Source organism: Arthrobacter sp. 18067 (assembly GCF_902706295.1).
Lineage (GTDB): Bacteria > Actinomycetota > Actinomycetes > Actinomycetales > Micrococcaceae > Arthrobacter.
In genome coordinates, this window is the sequence record NZ_CACSJJ010000009.1 from 39,587 (window position 1) to 59,045 (window position 19,459).

General features: G+C 63.5%; 22 protein-coding genes and 1 riboswitch. Of the genes, 11 read left to right on the plus strand and 11 right to left on the minus strand.

What is annotated here, in order from left to right; all coding sequences use genetic code 11:
* The first annotated feature begins 1 nt into the window (after position 1).
* From GVL04_RS10495 to GVL04_RS10505, 3 genes are read left to right on the plus strand one after another with little or no spacing between them, the layout of a single operon-like run.
* A complete protein-coding gene (locus tag GVL04_RS10495) occupies positions 2–736 on the plus strand; it encodes a TetR/AcrR family transcriptional regulator (RefSeq protein ID WP_159703635.1) in 735 nt (244 codons plus the stop codon).
* A 50-nt stretch (positions 737–786) separates the two neighbouring features.
* Positions 787–1,011 carry a DUF3107 domain-containing protein gene (locus GVL04_RS10500; protein WP_026539987.1) on the plus strand — a complete coding sequence of 75 codons (225 nt, stop codon included), beginning with the start codon at positions 787–789 and terminating at the stop codon, positions 1,009–1,011.
* 38 nt (positions 1,012–1,049) lie between these two features.
* Complete coding sequence (locus GVL04_RS10505; protein ID WP_159703638.1) at positions 1,050–1,352, plus strand: hypothetical protein; 303 nt, start codon at positions 1,050–1,052, stop codon at positions 1,350–1,352.
* 79 nt (positions 1,353–1,431) lie between these two features.
* On the opposite strand, the gene GVL04_RS10510 is transcribed toward GVL04_RS10505, so the two are convergent.
* From GVL04_RS10510 to thiO, 4 genes are all read right to left on the minus strand, one after another.
* Entirely contained in the window at positions 1,432–1,767 is a 336-nt protein-coding gene (locus GVL04_RS10510) for a 4a-hydroxytetrahydrobiopterin dehydratase (RefSeq protein WP_159703641.1), read from the minus strand.
* 33 nt (positions 1,768–1,800) lie between these two features.
* Entirely contained in the window at positions 1,801–2,613 is an 813-nt protein-coding gene (locus tag GVL04_RS10515; RefSeq protein ID WP_159703644.1) for a thiazole synthase, read from the minus strand.
* Positions 2,614–2,616: 3 nt separating this feature from the next.
* Entirely contained in the window at positions 2,617–2,853 is a 237-nt protein-coding gene (gene thiS / locus GVL04_RS10520) for a sulfur carrier protein ThiS (RefSeq protein ID WP_159703647.1), read from the minus strand.
* A complete protein-coding gene (gene thiO, locus GVL04_RS10525) occupies positions 2,850–4,115 on the minus strand; it encodes a glycine oxidase ThiO (RefSeq protein ID WP_159703650.1) in 1,266 nt (421 codons plus the stop codon). The genes thiS and thiO overlap by 4 nt, the downstream gene beginning before the upstream one ends.
* Positions 4,108–4,226, minus strand: a riboswitch (TPP riboswitch). It overlaps the preceding gene by 8 nt.
* A gap of 27 nt (positions 4,227–4,253) precedes the next feature.
* On the opposite strand from thiO, the gene thiE reads away from it, so the two are divergent.
* Positions 4,254–4,925, plus strand: a complete 672-nt coding sequence (gene thiE / locus GVL04_RS10530) for a thiamine phosphate synthase (RefSeq protein WP_159703653.1) — start codon at positions 4,254–4,256, stop codon at positions 4,923–4,925.
* Positions 4,926–4,940: 15 nt separating this feature from the next.
* Here thiE and GVL04_RS10535 read toward each other — a convergent pair whose 3' ends face one another.
* Positions 4,941–5,609, minus strand: a complete 669-nt coding sequence (locus GVL04_RS10535) for a ferritin-like fold-containing protein (RefSeq protein WP_159703656.1) — start codon at positions 5,607–5,609, stop codon at positions 4,941–4,943.
* A gap of 41 nt (positions 5,610–5,650) precedes the next feature.
* Here GVL04_RS10535 and GVL04_RS10540 point away from each other — a divergent pair, with 41 nt between their 5' ends.
* The 3 genes from GVL04_RS10540 to GVL04_RS10550 all read left to right on the plus strand — a co-directional run bounded on the left by GVL04_RS10540 (position 5,651) and on the right by GVL04_RS10550 (position 10,019).
* Complete coding sequence (locus GVL04_RS10540) at positions 5,651–7,147, plus strand: RNB domain-containing ribonuclease (RefSeq protein ID WP_159703659.1); 1,497 nt, start codon at positions 5,651–5,653, stop codon at positions 7,145–7,147.
* A 278-nt stretch (positions 7,148–7,425) separates the two neighbouring features.
* Entirely contained in the window at positions 7,426–9,132 is a 1,707-nt protein-coding gene (locus GVL04_RS10545) for a DEAD/DEAH box helicase (protein ID WP_159703662.1), read from the plus strand.
* Between the two features lie 8 nt (positions 9,133–9,140).
* Entirely contained in the window at positions 9,141–10,019 is an 879-nt protein-coding gene (locus GVL04_RS10550; protein ID WP_159703665.1) for a site-specific DNA-methyltransferase, read from the plus strand.
* A 19-nt stretch (positions 10,020–10,038) separates the two neighbouring features.
* Here GVL04_RS10550 and GVL04_RS10555 read toward each other — a convergent pair whose 3' ends face one another.
* Together GVL04_RS10555 and GVL04_RS10560 are read right to left on the minus strand one after the other, a co-directional pair.
* On the minus strand, positions 10,039–10,647 hold the full coding sequence (locus tag GVL04_RS10555) for a MarC family protein (RefSeq protein ID WP_159703668.1): 609 nt from the start codon (positions 10,645–10,647) through the stop codon (positions 10,039–10,041).
* 13 nt (positions 10,648–10,660) lie between these two features.
* Entirely contained in the window at positions 10,661–11,506 is an 846-nt protein-coding gene (locus GVL04_RS10560) for a PHP domain-containing protein (RefSeq protein WP_159703671.1), read from the minus strand.
* Positions 11,507–11,586: 80 nt separating this feature from the next.
* Between GVL04_RS10560 and GVL04_RS10565 the strand changes: the two genes are divergently transcribed.
* Positions 11,587–13,170: an aminopeptidase P family protein gene (locus GVL04_RS10565; protein ID WP_159703674.1), complete on the plus strand. Its 1,584-nt coding sequence runs from the start codon at positions 11,587–11,589 to the stop codon at positions 13,168–13,170.
* Between the two features lie 94 nt (positions 13,171–13,264).
* On the opposite strand, the gene GVL04_RS10570 is transcribed toward GVL04_RS10565, so the two are convergent.
* Complete coding sequence (locus tag GVL04_RS10570) at positions 13,265–14,092, minus strand: general stress protein (RefSeq protein ID WP_200846811.1); 828 nt, start codon at positions 14,090–14,092, stop codon at positions 13,265–13,267.
* A gap of 76 nt (positions 14,093–14,168) precedes the next feature.
* Between GVL04_RS10570 and GVL04_RS10575 the strand changes: the two genes are divergently transcribed.
* The 3 genes from GVL04_RS10575 to GVL04_RS10585 are packed head-to-tail and all read left to right on the plus strand — an operon-like array spanning position 14,169 to position 17,296.
* On the plus strand, positions 14,169–15,452 hold the full coding sequence (locus GVL04_RS10575; RefSeq protein WP_011775428.1) for a CBS domain-containing protein: 1,284 nt from the start codon (positions 14,169–14,171) through the stop codon (positions 15,450–15,452).
* On the plus strand, positions 15,433–16,164 hold the full coding sequence (locus GVL04_RS10580) for a DUF1003 domain-containing protein (protein WP_159703680.1): 732 nt from the start codon (positions 15,433–15,435) through the stop codon (positions 16,162–16,164). The genes GVL04_RS10575 and GVL04_RS10580 overlap by 20 nt, the downstream gene beginning before the upstream one ends.
* Before the next feature lie 4 nt (positions 16,165–16,168).
* Positions 16,169–17,296: an Mrp/NBP35 family ATP-binding protein gene (locus GVL04_RS10585; RefSeq protein ID WP_159703683.1), complete on the plus strand. Its 1,128-nt coding sequence runs from the start codon at positions 16,169–16,171 to the stop codon at positions 17,294–17,296.
* A gap of 37 nt (positions 17,297–17,333) precedes the next feature.
* On the opposite strand, the gene GVL04_RS10590 is transcribed toward GVL04_RS10585, so the two are convergent.
* From GVL04_RS10590 to sigE, 3 genes are read right to left on the minus strand one after another with little or no spacing between them, the layout of a single operon-like run.
* Positions 17,334–17,735 (minus strand): Sec-independent protein translocase TatB, encoded by a 402-nt coding sequence (locus GVL04_RS10590; protein WP_159703686.1) that lies wholly within the window; start codon positions 17,733–17,735, stop codon positions 17,334–17,336.
* 31 nt (positions 17,736–17,766) lie between these two features.
* Complete coding sequence (locus GVL04_RS10595) at positions 17,767–18,681, minus strand: hypothetical protein (protein WP_159703689.1); 915 nt, start codon at positions 18,679–18,681, stop codon at positions 17,767–17,769.
* Positions 18,682–18,688: 7 nt separating this feature from the next.
* Positions 18,689–19,312, minus strand: a complete 624-nt coding sequence (gene sigE, locus GVL04_RS10600) for an RNA polymerase sigma factor SigE (RefSeq protein WP_159703692.1) — start codon at positions 19,310–19,312, stop codon at positions 18,689–18,691.
* Positions 19,313–19,459: the final 147 nt, after the last annotated feature.

Consider the following 19,459-nt stretch of genomic DNA (forward strand, 5'->3'; position numbering starts at 1 on the left):
AATGTATGCCTGCCGATGCCGCCCGGTCATATTACCCACGAGTAGAGTGGTCATAACTGCAAAGGAAAGGCGGCAGACTGTGGCTGACGGCACACGGGCAAACGATGGGGCACCAGCCAAGCAGGAACGGGCTGGTTCAACGCGTTCACCAAGGTTGCCGCGGGACGAGCGCCGCGCACAGTTACTGAATGCGGCTTTGGAAGTTTTCGTCTCCAACGGTTTCCATGGCGCTGCCATGGACGAAATCGCAGAGGCTGCCCACGTGAGCAAGCCTGTGCTGTACCAACACTTCCCATCCAAGCGAGAGCTCTACATGGCCCTCCTGGACAGCCACTTGGCAACGCTGACGGACCTGATGCTCAGTGCTTTGAACTCCACCACGGACAACAAGGAACGCGTCAAGGCCGTGATGCGCGCCTATTACAGGTTCATCGCTGATGACGACCAAGCCCACCGTTTGGTCTTCGAATCCGACCTCATCAACGACCCCGATGTCAGTTCCCGCTTGGAGACATTCAACAAAACCTTCGCGGACGCGGTGGCACATGTCATTGCTGAGGATACGAAGCTCCCTCCCCTGGAGGCACAGCTTCTTGGCCGTGGTCTGGCTGGAATGGCGCAGGTCAGCGCGCGCTACTGGCTTGAAACGGACGGAAACCTGGACCTCGATGTGGCCAGTGATCTGATCTATCGTTTAGCTTGGCGCGGAATCAGTCGATTCCCCAAAGAGTCCTAGGCTACAAATAGAGGACTGACTTAACACTTGATTGGCTTGGAGGCCTTGCTGTGGAAGTAAAGATCGGCATTCAGAACGTTGGCCGTGAAATCGTGCTCGAATCCGCTTTGGATGCCGACGCCGTTGCCAAGATCGTGGCCGAGGCTGTGTCCAAGGGCTCGGAACTGCGCTTGACCGATGAGAAGGGCCGACAGATCATCGTTCCCGGCAGTGTCCTGGGTTACGTGGAGATTGGTGCCGAGGAAGTCCGCCGCGTTGGTTTCGGCGCCCTCTAGGGCCTTGCCCACCTAACGTCGTCCGCAAAGGAGTCTTCATGCTTTCACTCGTGGTGGTGGTTCTGGCCACCGTTGCCACCGGCTTCATCGTGTGGGCCAACGACAAGAGGCACGGCAAGTACGGCATCGCTTTGCCTGCCGGTGTTTCGGCGGCCGTGGGCACCCTGAGCTGGATCGCGTTCATTAGTGCCGGTATGGGTTACCAGCCCGGTGCAACGTGGATCCCATGGGTCCTGCCGATCGTCCTGGGGACCGCTGCCGCCGCCGGCGTCGTGGTCTTCCTGGGCCGAACGCGCACCCAGCACGATACCGCCGCACTGACCAAGGCACTGAGGCTCTAACTGCGACCAACCAAACAAACAGTGACCATCACGCTCTCGGGTGATGGTCACTGTTGCTTTAACGGCCTGTCCACTCTGTTCAGGGGCCCCGGTAGCGCTCTGGCTGGGCAGCAGCACCTATCCCGGAGGCAGCCACACTCACGGAAGCTGCGGCGGCGATGTCACGTTGTGTCACCTGCCCGCCCGCATCGTGGGAGACATAGCGCACGAACACCCGGTTGTAACGCCAGTCAAGATCCGGATGATGGTTTTGTTCTTCGGCGATCTGTCCGATCGCGGCGATAAGAGCCAAGGCCTGGGCCGCCGTCGGGGTTTTATAGACGGTGACGAGGCCGTCCTGGTATCTCCAGTCCGGAAGGTCCTGGAGGGCGCCTTCGACTTCCGCCTGGGTCAGTTGGTCATCGTTGCCCGCCACGACTACTCCTTCCACACAGGGGAACCCTGCATCTTAGAGGAACTCTGCCCGGCCCTCCATGGCTGAGGACGCCAAGGCGTGCTCTCGCCGCGGAATCCGGCCTGCCTGCTTGGCCAGCCTACCGGCGATGACGGCGTGTTTGAAGGCTTCGCCCATCTGTACGGGGTTCTGCGCCCTTGTCACTGCGGTGGCCAACAGGACGGCGTCGCAGCCCAACTCCATGGCGAGCGCGGCGTCGGACGCCGTCCCGATTCCAGCATCGAGCACCACGGGAACTGATGCCCGGGACACGATGAGCTCAATGTTGTGCGGGTTCAGGATGCCAAGGCCCGTACCAATGGGTGATCCCAGCGGCATGACGGCTGTGGCGCCAAGGTTTTCGAGGCGCAGTGCAAGGACAGGATCGTCGTTGGTGTAGGCGAAGACCTTAAAGCCGCGGTTCACCAGTTGTTCTGTTGCATCCACCAGTTCCACGGCGTCCGGAAGCAGCGTGTGCTCGTCCGCGATGACTTCCAGCTTCACCCAGTCGGTCTCCAAGGCCTCGCGAGCCAGTTCAGCGGTCATCACGGCGTCCTTGGCCGTGAAGCAACCCGCTGTGTTTGGCAGCACGCGGATGCCATGGTCCACCAGGAGTTGGAAGAGCGATCCGGTTTCGGCCGGCGAGTAGCGCCGCATGGCCACAGTGGTGAGCTCCGTCCCGGAGGCCAGGAGTGCTGCGCCCAGACCATCCAAGCTCGGGGCACCTCCTGTCCCCATGATCAGGCGGGAGCCAAATTCGACGCCCTCGATCACCAGCGCGTCGGTACCTACGTCCGCGGTGCGGATCTCAGTGTTTGCTGTTGTCATGCTTCAGCCTCCTTGGACTGCGGTAACGAGTTCGAGTTCGTCTCCGGCGGCGAGCGCTGTTGCGGACCATTGGCTTCGCGGCACCACCTCGGAATTGCGTGCGACGGCGACGCCCAGCTTGCCGCCGTCGGCTGCCTGTCCGCGGTGGTCCAGGACGCGGCCGGTGACAGCCGTGACGAGTGTGCTGACGGAGGCGTCCTCCGGCACTGCGTGGTCGGATCCGTTGAGTTTGATGTTCATGCTGTTTCCTTACTCGGAACGTGTGCCGGGGCAAGAGCCCGCGATAGGGATGTGTTCGTGGCGAAACGGTCCGGACGGAAATGCGCCCATCGGGGGTCTGCCGAACCGTTGATCAGTTCGCCCACGATCCTGGCGGCCACGGGTGTCAGGAGTACACCGTGCCGGAAAAATCCTGTGGCGATCACCAGTCCGTCAACGTCTCCGGTGGGACTGGCTACGCGACCAAGCAGCGGTGCATTATCCGGAGTCCCGGGGCGGGCCCGGGCGGTGGCTTCAAGGAGTTCCAACTCCGCCACGGCAGGGACCAGGGTTTGGGCATCCCGCAGGAGTTGGTACACGCCGCCGGCTGAGACCGCGTTGGACGACGCAGACAAGCCGTCCTCGCGTTGGGTGGCCCCGACGACCACGGTGCCATCGTCCCGGGGAACGATGTATACCGGTACGCCGCGGACCATGCCTCGAACTGTGGAAGTGATCAGTGGCCGCACGTGCTCGGGTACGCGAAGCCTGAGGATATCCCCGTAGACCGGCCTCACTGGAAGGACCAGACCTTCAGGGAGTCCGGACAGCTCTGCCGCCCCCAAGCCGTTGGCCACTACGGTTTCCCTGGCATGGACAGTGGTGCCTGAGTCGAGCTCCACTCCGGAAACCCGCCCGCCGTCCCACAACAATCGGCTGGCGCCGGCACGGACGGCGTGCCCGTCATCTGCTCCAAGCACCCACGTGGGCTCGCGGTACGAATGGTTCGCCAATTCAGTCAAAAGGCATGCGGCCAGCTTCCGGGGATCTACTTGGTGGTCGGCCGGGATGTCGAAGGCGCAGGAGATTTGCGGGCTGAGGAGCGGCTCGCGCTCCCTCGCATCGCGCAGGGACAGCGGTTCAACAGCCAACCCGGATGCAAGCTGTACAGCGCGGAGGTCGGCGAGCGCCCTGCGGTCGGCGGCGTCGGCACCCACGGCGAGTGTCGGCGTCGTGCGGTATCCGGTGTCAGTACCGTCGCGGGACAGCGTGTCCGCAAAAGACGGCCACAGCCGAGAGGACTCAAGCATCAGTTCCAGGAGGTCTTCCTCCTGGTAGTGCAGTTCGCTGACAGGAGCAAGCATCCCTGCCGCAGCATAGGTGGCTCCGGTTGCCGGTGCGGGATCGATCAGCGCCACCGAGCGGCCCAGCCGCCGGGCTTCGTGGGCGATGCCAAGGCCAATAATGCCGCCACCAATGACCGCCACGTCTGCGTGGATGGGGGTATGGCGGGAATCTGCCATTCGTTTCCTTCCCTACGCCGGTACTAGCCGGATCAGGTCAAGCGGTCGGCGCTGAAGCCCTCTCAGCCGGACGGTCATATGACGAACGTCGCGGCTCCCGCAGTACGTGCCCAGTTTAGAGGAACTACTCTGGTTTCCATGACCCAGCCTGATGCCCTCTCCTCCGCCCGCCTGTACTTGTGCACCGACGCCCGCAAACAGCAAGGCGATTTCGAAGACTTTGTGGACGCCGCTTTCGAGGGCGGCGTGGACATCATCCAACTGCGCGACAAGGCGATGGAAGCGGCCGAAGAACTGGAAATGCTGGCGGTACTACGCAGTGTGGCCCAGCGTCACGGAAAGCTTTGGGCAGTGAACGACCGCGCCGATGTTGCCAGTATTTCCGGGGCTCCGGTGTTCCATGTCGGCCAAAAGGACCTCCCGTTGACGGCCGCCCGAACCCTCCTGCCGAACGTTGCGGGCATAGGCCTGTCCACGCACTCCACCACACAGATCGATGCAGCAATCGCCGCGTCGTCGAGCCCCGCCGGACTGGACTATTTCTGTGTCGGTCCGGTCTGGGCAACACCCACCAAACCCGGTCGGGAAGCAGTCGGACTGGACCTGGTCACATTTGCGGCGAAAGCGGTCAAACACGCAGAAGTGGCTCTCCCCTGGTTCGCCATCGGCGGCATCGACCACAGCAATGTGGAGCAGGTGGTTGCCGCGGGCGCCAGCCGCATCGTCGTCGTCCGAGCCATCACTGAGGCCACGGATCCGACGGCGGCCGCGAAGTCGCTGTTGCAGGCGCTGGACACCGTCCAGCGGTAGTAAGCGGTCGGGTGGTTACGCAGTCAGGCCGAGGCCTGTCATCCGGCGTGCGTGCTTGTCAGCGAGCTCGCCCGTCAGCCTCTTGACCGCCGCACGGGCGTCTCCGCCACTCCTCAGCGCGGGCCCCAGGTGCGGGTGTTCCGTGCCGACGCGTTGCGCCTGCGTCAGCGCTTCGCCCACCAGGCGGCGGCCCCACAACGCCAGGCGCGAGGCCAATCGGGGGTCGTCGGCCAATGCCCGCCTGAGCAGGACCCGCAGTACCTCCGTTGCCTGATCGGGGGAAGCCACGCGATCAACGAACTGTTGGGTCGTGGCATCAAGGAATGTCGCAACGGCCCTGTAGAAGTCCGATGACACGGTATCGATGACATAGGCCTTCATGACGGATTCGAACCAGTCCCCTGGCTTGGTGCGCTCATGGAAGTGGTCGAAAGAGCGCTGGAACGGCAGCATGGCCTCTTCGGGATCGATGCCCATCTCCGCCAGCCGATCGTTGAGGAGTGCAAAGTTTCCGTAGGCACCCACGGCGATTTTTGCGAGGACTGACCGGTCATGAAGCGTGGGGGCGTAGCGGGAATCGAAGGAGAGCCGCCCGAATGCCGACAACTCGCCATATGCCATTGCTCCGAGCAGCTCTGCGGCGAGTTGCCCGGTTGAAGCTGCTGCGTCCGGGGAAGTGCCCATGATCCAAGACTATCCGCCGGATTCGGGCTAACCTGATTTTCGTGTCACATCATCGGATTGCACCCAACGTCGACGATTCATCGGACCAGCTTGCCGCCGCCCTTGCTGCCCTGAGGACCGAGCTGGAGCTTCCTGGTACGTATCCCGCAGCTGCCGTGGAAGAAGCACGCCAAGCCGTGCAAACCCTTAAGTTGCCGGACCGGGACTTGCGCGATATCCCTTTTGTGACCATCGACCCTGCGACGTCGACAGACCTGGACCAGGCATTGTTCATAGACCGCTCCGGTGACGGCTACAAGGTTTTCTATGCCATCGCCGACGTGCCGGCCTTCGTGGTTCCCGGCGGCGCCCTGGATGCCGAAACACGGCAGCGCGGGCAGACGTTCTACGCTCCTGACGGGCGGATCCCCCTGCACCCCGAGGTCATCAGCGAAAACGCCGGAAGCCTGCTGGCCGGCCAGGTCTGCAGTGCTTTCGTCTGGGAATTCGACCTGGATGTGGAAGCGGAGGTGGTGGCAGTTTCGATGGCCCGCGCTGTTGTTCGCAGCACGGCCAAGCTGAGCTACAAAGGCGCCCAGCAGCAGATCGACGACGGAACAGCCCCACCTGTCCTGCAGCTCCTGAAAGAAGTTGGCCTCAAGCGCGTTGAGCTCGAACGGCTGCGCGGGGGCGCAAGCCTCAACATGCCGGAACAGGAAATAGTTCAAGCGACCGACGGCGGCGGGTACAGGATCGCTGCCGCCCCGTCCTTGCCTGTGGAGGACTGGAACGCCCAGATCTCCCTCATGACCGGCATGGCCGCCGCCCAAATGATGCTTGACGGAAAAGTGGGCATCCTGCGGACCATGCCCGCGCCGGACGACCGTTCACTGCTCCATTTCAAGCGGCAGACGGTTGCACTGGGCAAGCCTTGGGACGGCAAGATCACCTACGGTGAATACCTCCGGACGTTGGACGCATCCGATCCCAAGCAACTGGCCATCCTGCATTCGGCCGGTACGTTGTTCCGCGGCGCCGGCTACACCCCGTTTGACGGGGACGTGCCCGCCAACGTGGTTCAGGCAGCAATTGGGGCTCCCTACGCGCACACCACCGCACCGCTGCGGCGGCTCATTGACCGTTTTGTCCTGGTGATCTGCGAAGCCCTTAGCAATAACCAGCAGATACCGGCCTGGGCGCGTGAGGCTTTGCCGTCACTGCCCGAAATCATGGCGTCCTCGGACCAGCTGGCCGGACGCCTCGAGCGCGCTGCGCTGGACACTGTGGAAGCGGCGCTGGTGGCCAATCGCATCGGCCAGGAGTTCGACGCCGTGGTCATATCCGGGTCCAAGCCTTCGAACGGCAATGCCAACGGAAACGGAACGGGCAATGGAAACGGAAATGGAAACGGGAGCGGTCCGTACGGCGTCGTCCAGATTGCCGAACCTGCCGTGACTGCCCGCTGCGACGGCGAGTTGGAGTCCGGGACCAAGGTTCGGGTACGGCTGGTGAAGGCCGATATTGCCAGCCGGGAGATCCGGTTCCAGTTGCTTCCCTGACAGCCTTCCCGGCGGCGATCCGGGCTTTGCCGGCGCCAGAGGATAGACTAAGCCTGTAGTAATGGATGCCCGGTCGTTGATTCAGTTAATTTTTGAACTCAACAAGCCCGCCCCTACGCGATCTTGAGATGTACCAACTGGTCACCAGTGCCAGTACTTAGATAGCCCGCGATCGGCTTCCACTGGATTTGCTTGCGCGCCCGTTCGTGCTCCGGTACGGCTCCGCCGCCCCCGTTGAGCATGCAGCGCCAATGCCCAAATGAATAAGGAAACTCCCTGTGAGTGAATTGCATACCCATGAAGTCCTGACGGACTCCACCGGAACTGAAACCATCGAGCCCGAGGAAACGATCACCTCGGATGAGACGCCCCACGAGATCGAAGAAAAGTCGTTCGCTGACTACAACGTCCGCGCGGACATTGTCGAGTCCTTGGCCGACGCCGGGATCACACACCCCTTCCCCATCCAGGCAATGACCCTGCCCGTAGCCCTGAGCGGTCACGACATCATTGGCCAGGCGAAGACGGGTACAGGCAAGACACTGGGCTTCGGCATTCCCGCGCTCCAGCGCGTGGTCGGCCGCGACGACGCCGGCTACGAAAAGCTTGCTGTCCCGGGCGCACCCCAGGCCCTGGTGATCGTCCCCACGCGTGAACTCGCGGTGCAGGTTGCCAACGACCTCCAGTCCGCATCACGCAAGCGCAACGCCCGCATCGCAACCATCTACGGCGGCCGTGCCTACGAGCCCCAGATTGATGCGCTGCAGAAGGGTGTCGAAATCGTCGTCGGTACCCCGGGTCGCCTGATCGACCTCTACAAGCAGAAGCACCTGAGCCTGAAGAACGTCAAGATGGTGATTCTTGACGAGGCCGACGAAATGCTGGACCTTGGCTTCCTCCCGGACGTTGAGACCCTGATCGCCGGCACCCCTGCTGTTCGGCAGACGCTGCTCTTCTCGGCAACGATGCCTGGCCCCGTGATTGCGATGGCACGCCGCTACATGACGCAGCCCACCCACATCCGCGCTGCTGATCCGAACGATGAAGGCCTCACCAAGCGCGACATCCGCCAACTGATCTACCGCGCGCACAGCATGGACAAGACCGAAGTCGTGGCACGTATCCTGCAGTCACGCGGACGCGGCCGGACCATCATCTTCACCAAGACCAAGCGCACCGCCGCGAAAGTTGCCGAGGAACTCGTCGACCGCGGATTCGCCGCTGCAGCCATCCACGGCGACCTTGGCCAGGGCGCCCGCGAGCAGGCCCTCCGGGCCTTCCGCAACAACAAGGTGGACGTCCTGGTAGCAACCGACGTTGCAGCCCGCGGCATCGACGTCGACGACGTCACCCACGTCATCAACTACCAGTGCGTTGAAGACGAGAAGATCTACTTGCACCGTGTTGGCCGTACCGGCCGCGCAGGCAACAAGGGCACTGCCGTCACGTTCGTCGACTGGGACGACATGCCCCGCTGGGGCCTGATCAACAAGGCCCTGGGGCTCAGCGTTCCCGAGCCCGTTGAGACGTACTCCTCCTCACCGCACCTCTACACCGATCTGGACATCCCCGAGGGCACCAAGGGCAGGCTGCCGCGCAACAAGCGCGTCCTCGCCGGCGTAGACGCCGAGGTACTTGAAGACCTCGGCGAGACCGGCAAGAAGAACGCGCGCTCCGGCGGTTCCGGCCGTGACGGCGGTCGCGATGGCGGCCGTGGCCGCGACGGGGGACGTGGACGCTCCGGCAAGTCCGGCGACTCCGACTCCAGCGAATCCAAGGGCGACGGTGGACGCAACCGTACGCGCCGCCGTCGTACGTCAGAAGGCGAAGCAGCCCCGGCTGCTGGTGCCCCGGACGCCCGCACGGCCGCTACGGACAGCGCCGAAAAGCCTGCAAGGACGCGTCGCACCCGCACGCGCCGCCGCAACGGCGAAGTGGTCTCCGGTGAGACTGCAGCTGCCCAGTCCGGCAGCGCCGAGGCCTAAAAACCTCAATGACTGAAACTGTTTGGGCGCCGGACGGCGGCAACTTGGTGGTGCACGCGGACAACGCGGAATTCCTCCCTACGCTGCCGGACGGCGCCTTCACACTCATTTACGTGGACCCGCCCTTTAATACCGGCCGGGTCCAGCGTCGCCAGGAAACCCGCATGGTCCGCAACGCGGACGGTGACGGCGACCGCGTCGGCTTCAAGGGCCGCTCCTACGACACCATCAAGGGCGCCCTGCACAGCTACGACGACGCCTTCAGCGACTACTGGTCGTTCCTGGAACCCAAGCTCGTAGAGGCTTGGCGGCTGTTGGCTGACGACGGCACCCTGTACCTTCACCTCGATTACCGCGAGGTGCACTATGCCAAGGTGATGCTCGATGCGATCTTTGGCCGGGAATGCTTCCTCAACGAAATCATCTGGGCCTACGACTACGGCGCCCGCGCCAAGAACCGTTGGCCAACCAAGCACGACAACATCCTGGTGTACGTCAAGAACCCCACCAAGTACCACTTCGACAACGCCGAAGTGGACCGGGAACCGTACATGGCCCCGGGCCTCGTCACGCCTGCCAAACGCGAGCTCGGAAAGCTGCCCACGGACGTGTGGTGGCACACCATTGTCTCGCCTACCGGCCGCGAAAAGACCGGATACCCCACTCAGAAGCCCGAAGGACTGGTGCGCCGGATAGTCTCCGCATCAAGCCGTGAGGGCGACTGGTGCTTGGACTTCTTTGCGGGCTCCGGGACCCTTGGTGCCGTCGCAGCCAAACTGGGCCGCAGCTTTGTGTGCGTCGACCAGAATGAGCAGGCCATCGAGGTCATGCGGAAACGGCTGGGCAACAAGGCCGTCTTCCACGAGATCCAGCCGGCCAGCCCCTAGAACGCGTTCCAAGCGGGCTTCAGGCGACGCCCTTGACGAAAGCCGTCACGGAGTCGGCGATCATCTGCACGGCGATGGCGGAGAGCAACAGGCCGGCGATCCTGGTAACAAGCTCCACGCCGTTCTCGCCCAGCACGCGCTGGACCACCCCTGCGAAGCGCATTGCCAGGTACAGCGAGGCCAGCACTACCGCGATGCCAAGTCCCACGGCCAAATACTCGGACAGTTCGGTGGACTGCTGGACAAAGACCATCACCGCCACGATCGCGCCAGGACCGGCCATCAACGGAGTGCCCAACGGCACGAACGCGACGTTCTTGTACTTGGCGGCGTTTTCCTCGCCGCTGGTGGACCCCGTCAGCAACTGCAGTGCGATCAGCACCAGCAGCAGGCCACCGGCTCCCTGCAAAGCCGCCAGGGAGATGTGCATGTAGTTCAGGATGGACTGGCCGAAGATCGCGAACACGACGATGACACCAGTTGCCACCAAGAGCGCCTGGAATGCGGAGCGGTTCCTGTCCTTCGCGGACATCCGGGCCGTCAACGACATAAAAATCGGCACAGTTCCCGGTGGATCCATGATCACGAACAGCGTGACGATCACCGATGCGAGCAACTGCAAATCCATCAGCGGACCCCCATCAACGAACTACCGTACTGCCTGTTGCCAATTCCTCCATCAGTGCCAACACCTCAGGCGAGGTAGTGTTCTCACCCAAAAGATTCGGCTTCCCTGCTCCGTGGTAGTCAGAGGACCCTGTGACGAGGAGGCCGTGTTCCGCCGCCAAGCCCCGCAGGAACCCGCGTCCATCCTCAGGGTTGTCCCGATGCTCGACTTCAAGTCCCAGCAGTCCGGCGTCAATCATGTCCCTGTACGTCCGCTCTCCCACGATGCGTCCCCGCGATGACGCCACCGGGTGGGCGAAGACAGGAACGCCGCCGGCGGCACGAACAAGCTCGACGGCGAACGCCGGGTTGGGCGCGTAGTGCTGCACGAAGTACCGCGAATGTGAGGTGAGGATGGACGTAAAGGCTTCCGTCCGATCGGCGACAACGCCGGCGGCGACCAAAGCATCGGCAATGTGAGGGCGCCCCACAGTCGCACCCGGTGCCACATGGTGGATGACGTCGTCCCAGGTCAGGGGATAATCCTCGGACAACAAAGTGACCATGTGCTCCGCACGGGTGAGCCGGGCATCCTTGGACTTGGTGATCTCGTCCAACAATCCCGGGTGGGCGGGGTCGTGGAGGTAGCTCAGCAAATGGACGCTGATGCCCTGTTCGGTCCGGCAGGAGATTTCCATGCCAGGAACAAAAGCGATGCCGTGTTCCCGGGCAGCTGCAGCCGCTGACTCCCAGCCATCCGTGGAATCGTGGTCAGTCAAAGCTACGGCGTCCAAGCCTGCCGCCACAGCGGAAATAATCACCCCGGCGGGTGTCTCGGTTCCGTCGGAAACGTTCGAGTGCGCATGCAGGTCTATCCTCACTTTCCCAGCCTATGGGATGCAGCCCGGCTTGGAGCGTTGCGCCGTTGGCCTCCTCACGGAACTGGTGGGACGATGTAACGGTGAACGATGCCGAAAACACCCAAAACATGGACTCCTCAAACTCCCAGCCGCTGCAAGAGCGCGTCAACAACCGCTCACAGAGGCCCACGTCCGATGCCTTCAAGGCATTCATGGCCAGCAATTGGGCGCCTGCCCCGCAGGTGACCCCTGCGCGTGACGCCGTTGCAGACCATGCCGCCCGCCGCCGTCGTACCGTCTCCGAACTGTTCAAGGGCGAACGGCTAGTTGTCCCGGCCGGACCGTTGAAGGTCCGCTCCAACGACTGCGACTACCGCTTCCGCCCCCACTCGGGTTTCGCCCACCTCACAGGTTTGGGCCTGGACCACGAGCCCGACGCCGTCCTCATCCTGGAGCCGGTTGCGGAAGGAAAGGGCGACGACGGCGGTCACCACACCGCGACGCTCTACTTCCGCCCGCTGGCCGGACGCGATACCGAACAGTTCTACGCGGACTCCCGCGCCGGCGAGTTCTGGATCGGCGCCCGTCCCACCCTGGCCGAATTCGAAGCCCGGCTGGGCCTGCCCACCGCGCACATCGCCGAACTCGAGATGGCCATCACCAAGAACGTGGGTGCCCCGGAAATCGGTGGCATTTCCATCAGACTGGTCCGCAAGGTTGATGAGAACATCGACGCCCTGGTGGATACGGCACGCTACAACACCGCCAAGGACCCCGAGACCTTGGACCTCGGTGAACTCGACGCCCTGGATGAAAAGCTCAGCGAAGCACTCTCCGAACTGCGCCTGCTCAAGGACGAGTGGGAAATCGAACAGATGAGGATCGCCGTTGCGGCTACCGTTGAGGGCTTCGCCGACGTCGTTCGTGCACTCCCCCGTGCCTTGACCCACAAGCGCGGCGAGCGTGTTGTGGAGGGTGCCTTCTTTGCCCGCGCCCGTGAGGAAGGCAACGAACTCGGCTACGACACAATCGCCGCCTCCGGGAACAACGCCACAGTGCTTCACTGGAACCGAAACTCAGGAACCGTGAACGCCGGCGAACTCCTGCTCCTGGACGCCGGAGTGGAGGCCGATTCCTTGTACACGGCCGATGTCACCCGCACCCTTCCTGCCACCGGAACCTTCACCGACGTCCAGCGCAAGGTGTACGAGGCCGTTCTCGACGCCGCCGACGCCGGCTTCGCTGCAGCCCAGCCGGGCGTGAAGTTCCGCGACATCCACACAGCGGCAACCACGGTCCTGGCAGAACGCCTCGCTGAGTGGGGGCTCCTGCCTGTCTCCGTCGAGGAAGCCATCAGCCCCGAAGGCCAGCAGCACCGCCGTTGGATGCCGCACGGCACCAGCCACCACTTGGGCCTCGACGTCCACGACTGCGCCCAGGCCAAGCGCGAGCTCTACCTCGACGGGATCCTCACAGAGGGTATGGTCTTCACCATCGAACCGGGTCTCTACTTCAAGGATGAGGACCTCGCCATTCCGGAGGAATACCGCGGCATCGGTGTCCGGATCGAGGACGACATCCTGATGACCGCCGACGGCCCCGTCAACCTCAGCGCCGCATTGCCGCGCAAGGCCGACGACGTTGAGTCCTGGATGGCCGGCATCTACCAGGAGGCGCAGGGCTAAGCCCGGCCGCACTGCTTTGCAAAAGGGAAGGCCACCGGAGATCCGGTGGCCTTCCCTTATTCAGAACTTATTCTTGTCCAGTGCTTATCCAGGTCTACTGCTTGGACGAACCTTCGGAGCCGGACTCACGTCCATCCCCTTGCGGCGCGTTCTGGCCTTCAGTGACGCGGACACCGTACTGCGGACGGCCGTCGGGCAGGTCCGGGTAACGGACGGCTGCCGGCGCCGGGTTCTGAACGGGCTCCTGGGCGGCAGGCGCCGTTGTCCCGGCCGCTGCGTCCTGTCCCTCCGGGACGCCGGCGGTGGGCTCGGGGCCGCGCTGGCCGTAGGGATCGTTCCAGGTGGAAGGACGCTCCGGAGCCTGACCTGGCTGCTGCAGTGGAGGATTCTGGGGTCCGTAGTTTGGGGCCTGGGCCGTGGCTGCCTGCGATGGGTTCATGGGCAATTGCTGGAGTAGCCGCCGGGCTTCGTGCGCAGCCTCCACGGCAACGATGACATCGTAGTTGGTCGCCACCACCTGGCTGGTGGAGGTGAAGTCACGCTTCCCGCGTTGCGTGGCGTACGTGACGATTCCAAAGAGCATGAAGAACGCCGCGCCCATCAGCACGGAGGTGATGATGGAGAACGGACCACCTGCAGGGGTGAAGAAGGAGAGCATGACACCGACGAAAAGGCCGAACCACATGCCGCTCAAAGCGCCCGACAACGCCACCCGCGGGTAGCTCAGGCGACCGGTCACCCGCTCCACCATTTTGAGGTCGTTGCCCACGATCGACACCAGCTGAACCGGGAACTGCTGGTCCGCAAGGTAGTCCACCGCCTTCTGGGCATCCAAATACGAGGTGTATGAGCCCACAGTGTCGCCTTGGGGGACGCTGCGGGATTCCTCTACGGCTTTGGGAGCACCAAAAATGTTAGACATAGCCCCATTGTGTCTCATGGACATGTGTGGCGGCTGGAATTCAGCTAAAAGAGAGCAGACTCGGTAGCCTGTAAACATGAGCACACATCCTTCACGCGTCTTTGTCGCGCGCCTGCTCGGCTTGGACGTCTTCGACCCCTTGGGCGATCGTCTGGGCCGCTTGCGCGACGTCGTGGTGCTCTCGCGCGGGACCCGTGGAGCCCCCCACGTGGTGGGTATCGTGGTGGAGGTACCAGGCAAGAAGCGGGTCTTCGTTCCCATGACCCGCATTACGTCCATCGACCAGACGCAGATCATTTGCACCGGTTTGGTCAACCTGCGCCGCTTCGAGCAGCGCGGCGCCGAAACGCTGGTGGTGGCCGAGATGTTCGATCGCCGGGTGACGCTGGCCGACGGCAGTGGAGACGCCACGATCGAGGACATCGCCATGGACCAGCACCGGTCCAAGGACTGGTTCGTCAGCAAGCTGTTCGTACGGCGCGGACATTCTTTGTCACCGTTTGGCAGGCTCCGCCGCAACGAGACCCTCATCATCGATTGGGCCGACGCCCAGACCGGCGCCCACAACGAGCCCCAGGCCGCAACACAGTTCGTTGCGACCCACGAGGACCTCAAGCCCGCCGACTTTGCCGAGGCCCTGCAGGAAATGAGCGACAAACGGCGTTTTGAGGTAGCCAGTGAGCTCCAGGATGAGCGCCTCGCAGATGTCCTCCAGGAGCTCCCGGAAGATGACCAGGTTGAGATCCTTTCCGCCCTGGACGTTGAACGCGCCGCGGACGTCCTTGAAGAGATGGATCCCGACGACGCCGCCGACCTCCTCGCCGAGCTTCCGTCCGCGCAGGCCGAAGAGCTGCTTCAGCTCATGGAGCCCCAGGAAGCCGAGGATGTCCGCCGCCTCCTGGAGTACGACGAAGACACCGCAGGTGGCTTGATGACTCCTGTCCCTGTCATCCTCCCGCCGGAGGCGACTGTGGCCGAGGCGCTGGCCCACGTCCGCCGCGAAGAACTCTCACCCGCGCTGGCCTCCTCCATCTTCATCGCCCGCCCGCCTCTGGAGACACCCACCGGCCGTTTCCTTGGTGTGGTGCATATCCAGCAGCTTCTGCGTTTCCCTCCGCCGGAACCTCTGGGCAACCTCGTCGACAAAAACCTGGAGCCACTTTCGGACCAGGCCCACATCAGCGAAGTTGCCCGGACCTTGGCCACGTACAACCTGAATTCCCTTCCAGTCGTGGACGACGACGGCCGCCTTGTGGGGGCGGTGACTGTTGATGACGTGCTGGATCACCTGTTGCCGGATGACTGGCGCGCCCACGAGGACGATGCCCCTATAAGGAAACTTGGAGGCCGCATTGGCTGATAACAACGCCACCCGATCCACCAAGACCACAGGACGCTCAGGCAGCAGCCTGGACACGCCCCTGAGCGGCCGGCAGCGGATCCTTCCCAAGTTCTCACCCAACCCGGACGCCTTCGGCAACGCGACGGAGGGTTTCGCCCGTTTCATGGGCACGCCCACGTTCCTTGTCTACATGACGGTGTTCTGCGTGTTCTGGCTTGCCTGGAACTCCTTCGCGCCCACGGACTGGCAGTTCGACCGGATGGAGCTGGGCTTCACCCTTCTGACCCTGATGCTCTCGCTGCAGGCCTCGTACGCCGCTCCCCTCCTGCTGCTGGCCCAGAACCGGCAGGACGACCGGGACCGTGTCTCGCTTCAGCAGGACCGCCAGCGCGCGGAACGCAACCTCTCCGACACCGAGTACCTGACCCGGGAGTTGGCTTCCCTCCGCATAGCCCTGCGCGAAGTAGCCACCCGTGACTACGTCCGGACCGAGCTCAGGAGCCTGCTGGAAGACATCATCGATGCCCAGGAGGAACTCCGCGAGAACGAAGGCTCCGCTGATGGCTCGGAGTCGCCGGGCGAGAAGGTCAAGGAGAAGCTCAAGGAGAAGCGCGATAAGTCGCGTGGTCCCCGCACCCAGCAGATTCCGAAGGTCCGCCAGGCCCGTGCCAGCGGCCCGCAGCACTCCACCGCAAAGCCAACTCCCGAGAACCCTGAAAGCCGGACCTGACCGTATGAGCACCACATCTGCCGAGGCTCTTCATGCTGCCTTGGCAACCGTCATTGATCCCGAGCTACGCCGGCCCATCACGGAACTCGGGATGGTGGAATCGGTGTCCGCCGACGATGCCGGCGCCGTGCACGTAGCTGTCCTGCTGACCATTGCCGGGTGCCCGCTGCGCGAGACCATCACGGAGGACGCCACGGCGGCGTTGTCCAGTGTGCCCGGCGTAACCGGCGTGGACGTGGAACTGAAGGTCATGACGCCGGCCCAACGCGAAGCCCTCAAGGAACAACTCCGAGGACCCGGCGGGCAGCGAGGCATACCTTTCACCAAGCCTGGTTCGCTGACCAAGGTTTACGCCGTTGCCAGTGGAAAGGGTGGTGTCGGCAAGTCCTCGGTCACCGTCAACCTCGCCTGTGCATTGGCCGCCCAGGGCCTGCGGGTGGGCATTGTGGACGCCGACGTCCACGGCTTCTCAGTTCCGGCCCTTATGGGGATCACCCAAAAGCCCACCCAAGTTGACGACATGATCCTGCCCCCGGTGGCGTACGGAGTGAAAGTCATCTCGATCGGCATGTTCGTCGCTGGCAACCAGCCGGTTGCCTGGCGTGGACCCATGCTCCACCGCGCCCTTGAACAGTTCCTGACGGACGTCTATTTCGGCGACCTCGATGCCCTCTTCCTGGACCTGCCTCCGGGCACGGGCGACATTGCCATTTCCGTAGCCCAGTTGTTGCCGAACGCCGAGATCCTGGTAGTGACCACGCCGCAGGCAGCTGCAGCGGACGTCGCTGAACGCGCCGGAACCATCGCCACCCAGACAGGGCAGAAGGTGGCCGGCGTCATCGAGAACATGTCGTTTCTGGAGATGCCCGACGGCGGCCGGATGGAATTGTTCGGAAGTGGCGGAGGGGCCATCCTGGCTGAGCGGTTGAGCGCTGCCGTAGGTACCGATGTTCCGCTTCTGGGGCAGATTCCGTTGGACATCCGGTTGCGTGAGGGTGGCGACGCCGGGAAGCCCGTGGTCCTGGCAGCACCCGAAACGGCCGCTGCCAAGGCCATGCAGGAAGTCGCCTCGGCCTTGGCCTCACGGCCTCGCGGATTGTCAGGCCTGCCGCTGGGGATTCAGCCGCGCTGACGGACACCGCGTTTACGACGCAGCCGGGTATCCCGGATCAGGTGGCTTCGGAGTCGAAAGGCGCGGCTTCGCCGTCGGCCAGGCGTTCAATGACACGGGTCGGGGCCTTGGGCTTGGCCTCTGTCGACGCGGTGGCGGCAGCAGTAGCGGCAACAGCAGGAGCACCGGCACTCACGGGCTTGGAGTCATCATCAAGGAGGGCATCCTTGATGATGCGCCGGGGATCGTACTGGCGGGGATCGTACTTCTTCCAGTCGACTTCATCGATATCGATGCCGACTTCTTCCTTGATCTGCTCACGCGCGCCCGAAGCCATCCGCCGGACTTCCTTGACCAGGTTTGCGAGCTTTTGAGTGTATTCGGGCAAACGGCTGGGACCGATGACGAGTACGCCGATAATCAGAAGGAGTATGAACTCCGGGCCGTTGATTCCAAACACGCTACGAAGATTACCTTGTCTGTGGTGTCGCTCATAAACCGGCGGGACGGAGAAGGGTCTGGAGGCCGCGCAGCAGTCTCGCATACCATGCCTCCGACCCTTCACTGGAAGGCGGAACGGCCACGGACTCCCCGGCCCGGACGATCTCGGGAACGGCGTCATCCGCGGATTCTGCCGGGAGGTCGGACGCATAGCTGATCACGGCCGCAGGCATGGTGTAGACAGCCTTCCACGGGCTTCCCTGCGTGACGGAAAGGCGTGCGGACGTGGTTTGTCCGGTGGCGGCCTGATCCACCGGCAGGTGCTCTTCCACGATGGTGGCGTAGTGCCCTTGGCTTTCAAGCCTGAGCTCCACAGCTGGATGACCGTTATGCATGGTTGCCTGGGCTGACACGATGTGGAAGCCCATGGCTGACAGTTCAGGGCAAGCCCACCCGTCTTCCCGCAGGATATCCAACTGGGCAGCACTCAAGCTGACGGCGCTGCCAGCCCGGAAAGTGGGTCCCACTGTGGTGTCAGCAGATGTTCCCGTCCACGCGCCGGCGAGTGCACCAACTTCGCTGGTTCCCGGGAGGGCCTGGGCTTGGTCATCGCCTGATACGACATAAGCCGATACTGCGAGGGCGCCGACGCTTACCACCAGGGTGCTCGCGGCTACGCCCGCAAGGCGAACGCCACGACGGAGCCCGGACCCGGATGCCTGGGCCGGGAACGCCTGGTCCGGCTCGTTGGCAAGCCTCTCGGTGTGCTGAATGAGCCGGGCGGCCAGATCCTGGCTTGCTTCGGGCACGGCGGCACTTCGAAGCCGTTCAAGGTACTGCCGCTCCCGGCGTTGGGCGGTGCTGCAATCGGCGCATTCCTGCACGTGTTCCGGGCTTCGCGTATGGCGCAGGGCAGCTAATTTGCGCCGGGACAAAGGTCCCGGACGTTGAGGATGTCGGGGCATCGACGTCCTAAAGAATGCTGGCGATGCGCGGCATCTTCAGGCGCGGCTTGCGTGCCTCCGCGGGACGGGGGTCACGGTGGGCAAGCTTCTCGCGCAGCATGGTCCGGCCGCGGTGGATGCGGGACCTGACGGTCCCCAGCTTCACGCCCAGGGCCTCTGCAACCTCGTCATACGAGAGGCCTTCAAGATCGCACAGCACGACGGCGGCGCGGAAGTCGGGCGGCAGCTCCTCCAGCGCGCGCTGGACGTCCAGGTCAAGGTTGTTGTGCTCGAAGCTCTGCTCCGGACCGGGTTCGCGGCCGGGCAAGCGCGACTCGGCATCCTCAGCAAGTGCGTCGAAACGGATCCGGCTCTTGCGCCGGGCCTGGTCCAGGAACAGGTTGGTGGTGATGCGGTGCAGCCAGCCATCCAAGGTCCCCGGCTTGAAGTTCTCAAGAGAACGGAATACCCGGACAAAGACCTCCTGTGTGAGGTCCTCGGCGTCGAACTTGTTGCCGGTCAGGCGATAGGCGAGGCGATATACCTTGGCGGAGTGGTTCGCGACCACTTCCTCCCAGCTGGGCATGACCCAGTCAGTAACGGCCTCAAGGCTTTCCGATGTTTGGACTGGCGCAGCATGCGATGCCGGCATCGTCCACTCCCCTCAAACTGTGGTTCACCGAGTCTTCGGCGCCGCCCACCTCATGGATGACCGGAGCATTATCATCCCAAGGTTGTCTGGGAATTTCCTGACTGGGAGCGGTTTTTCCCGCAGGGCTGAATACGCTTGCGGACACAG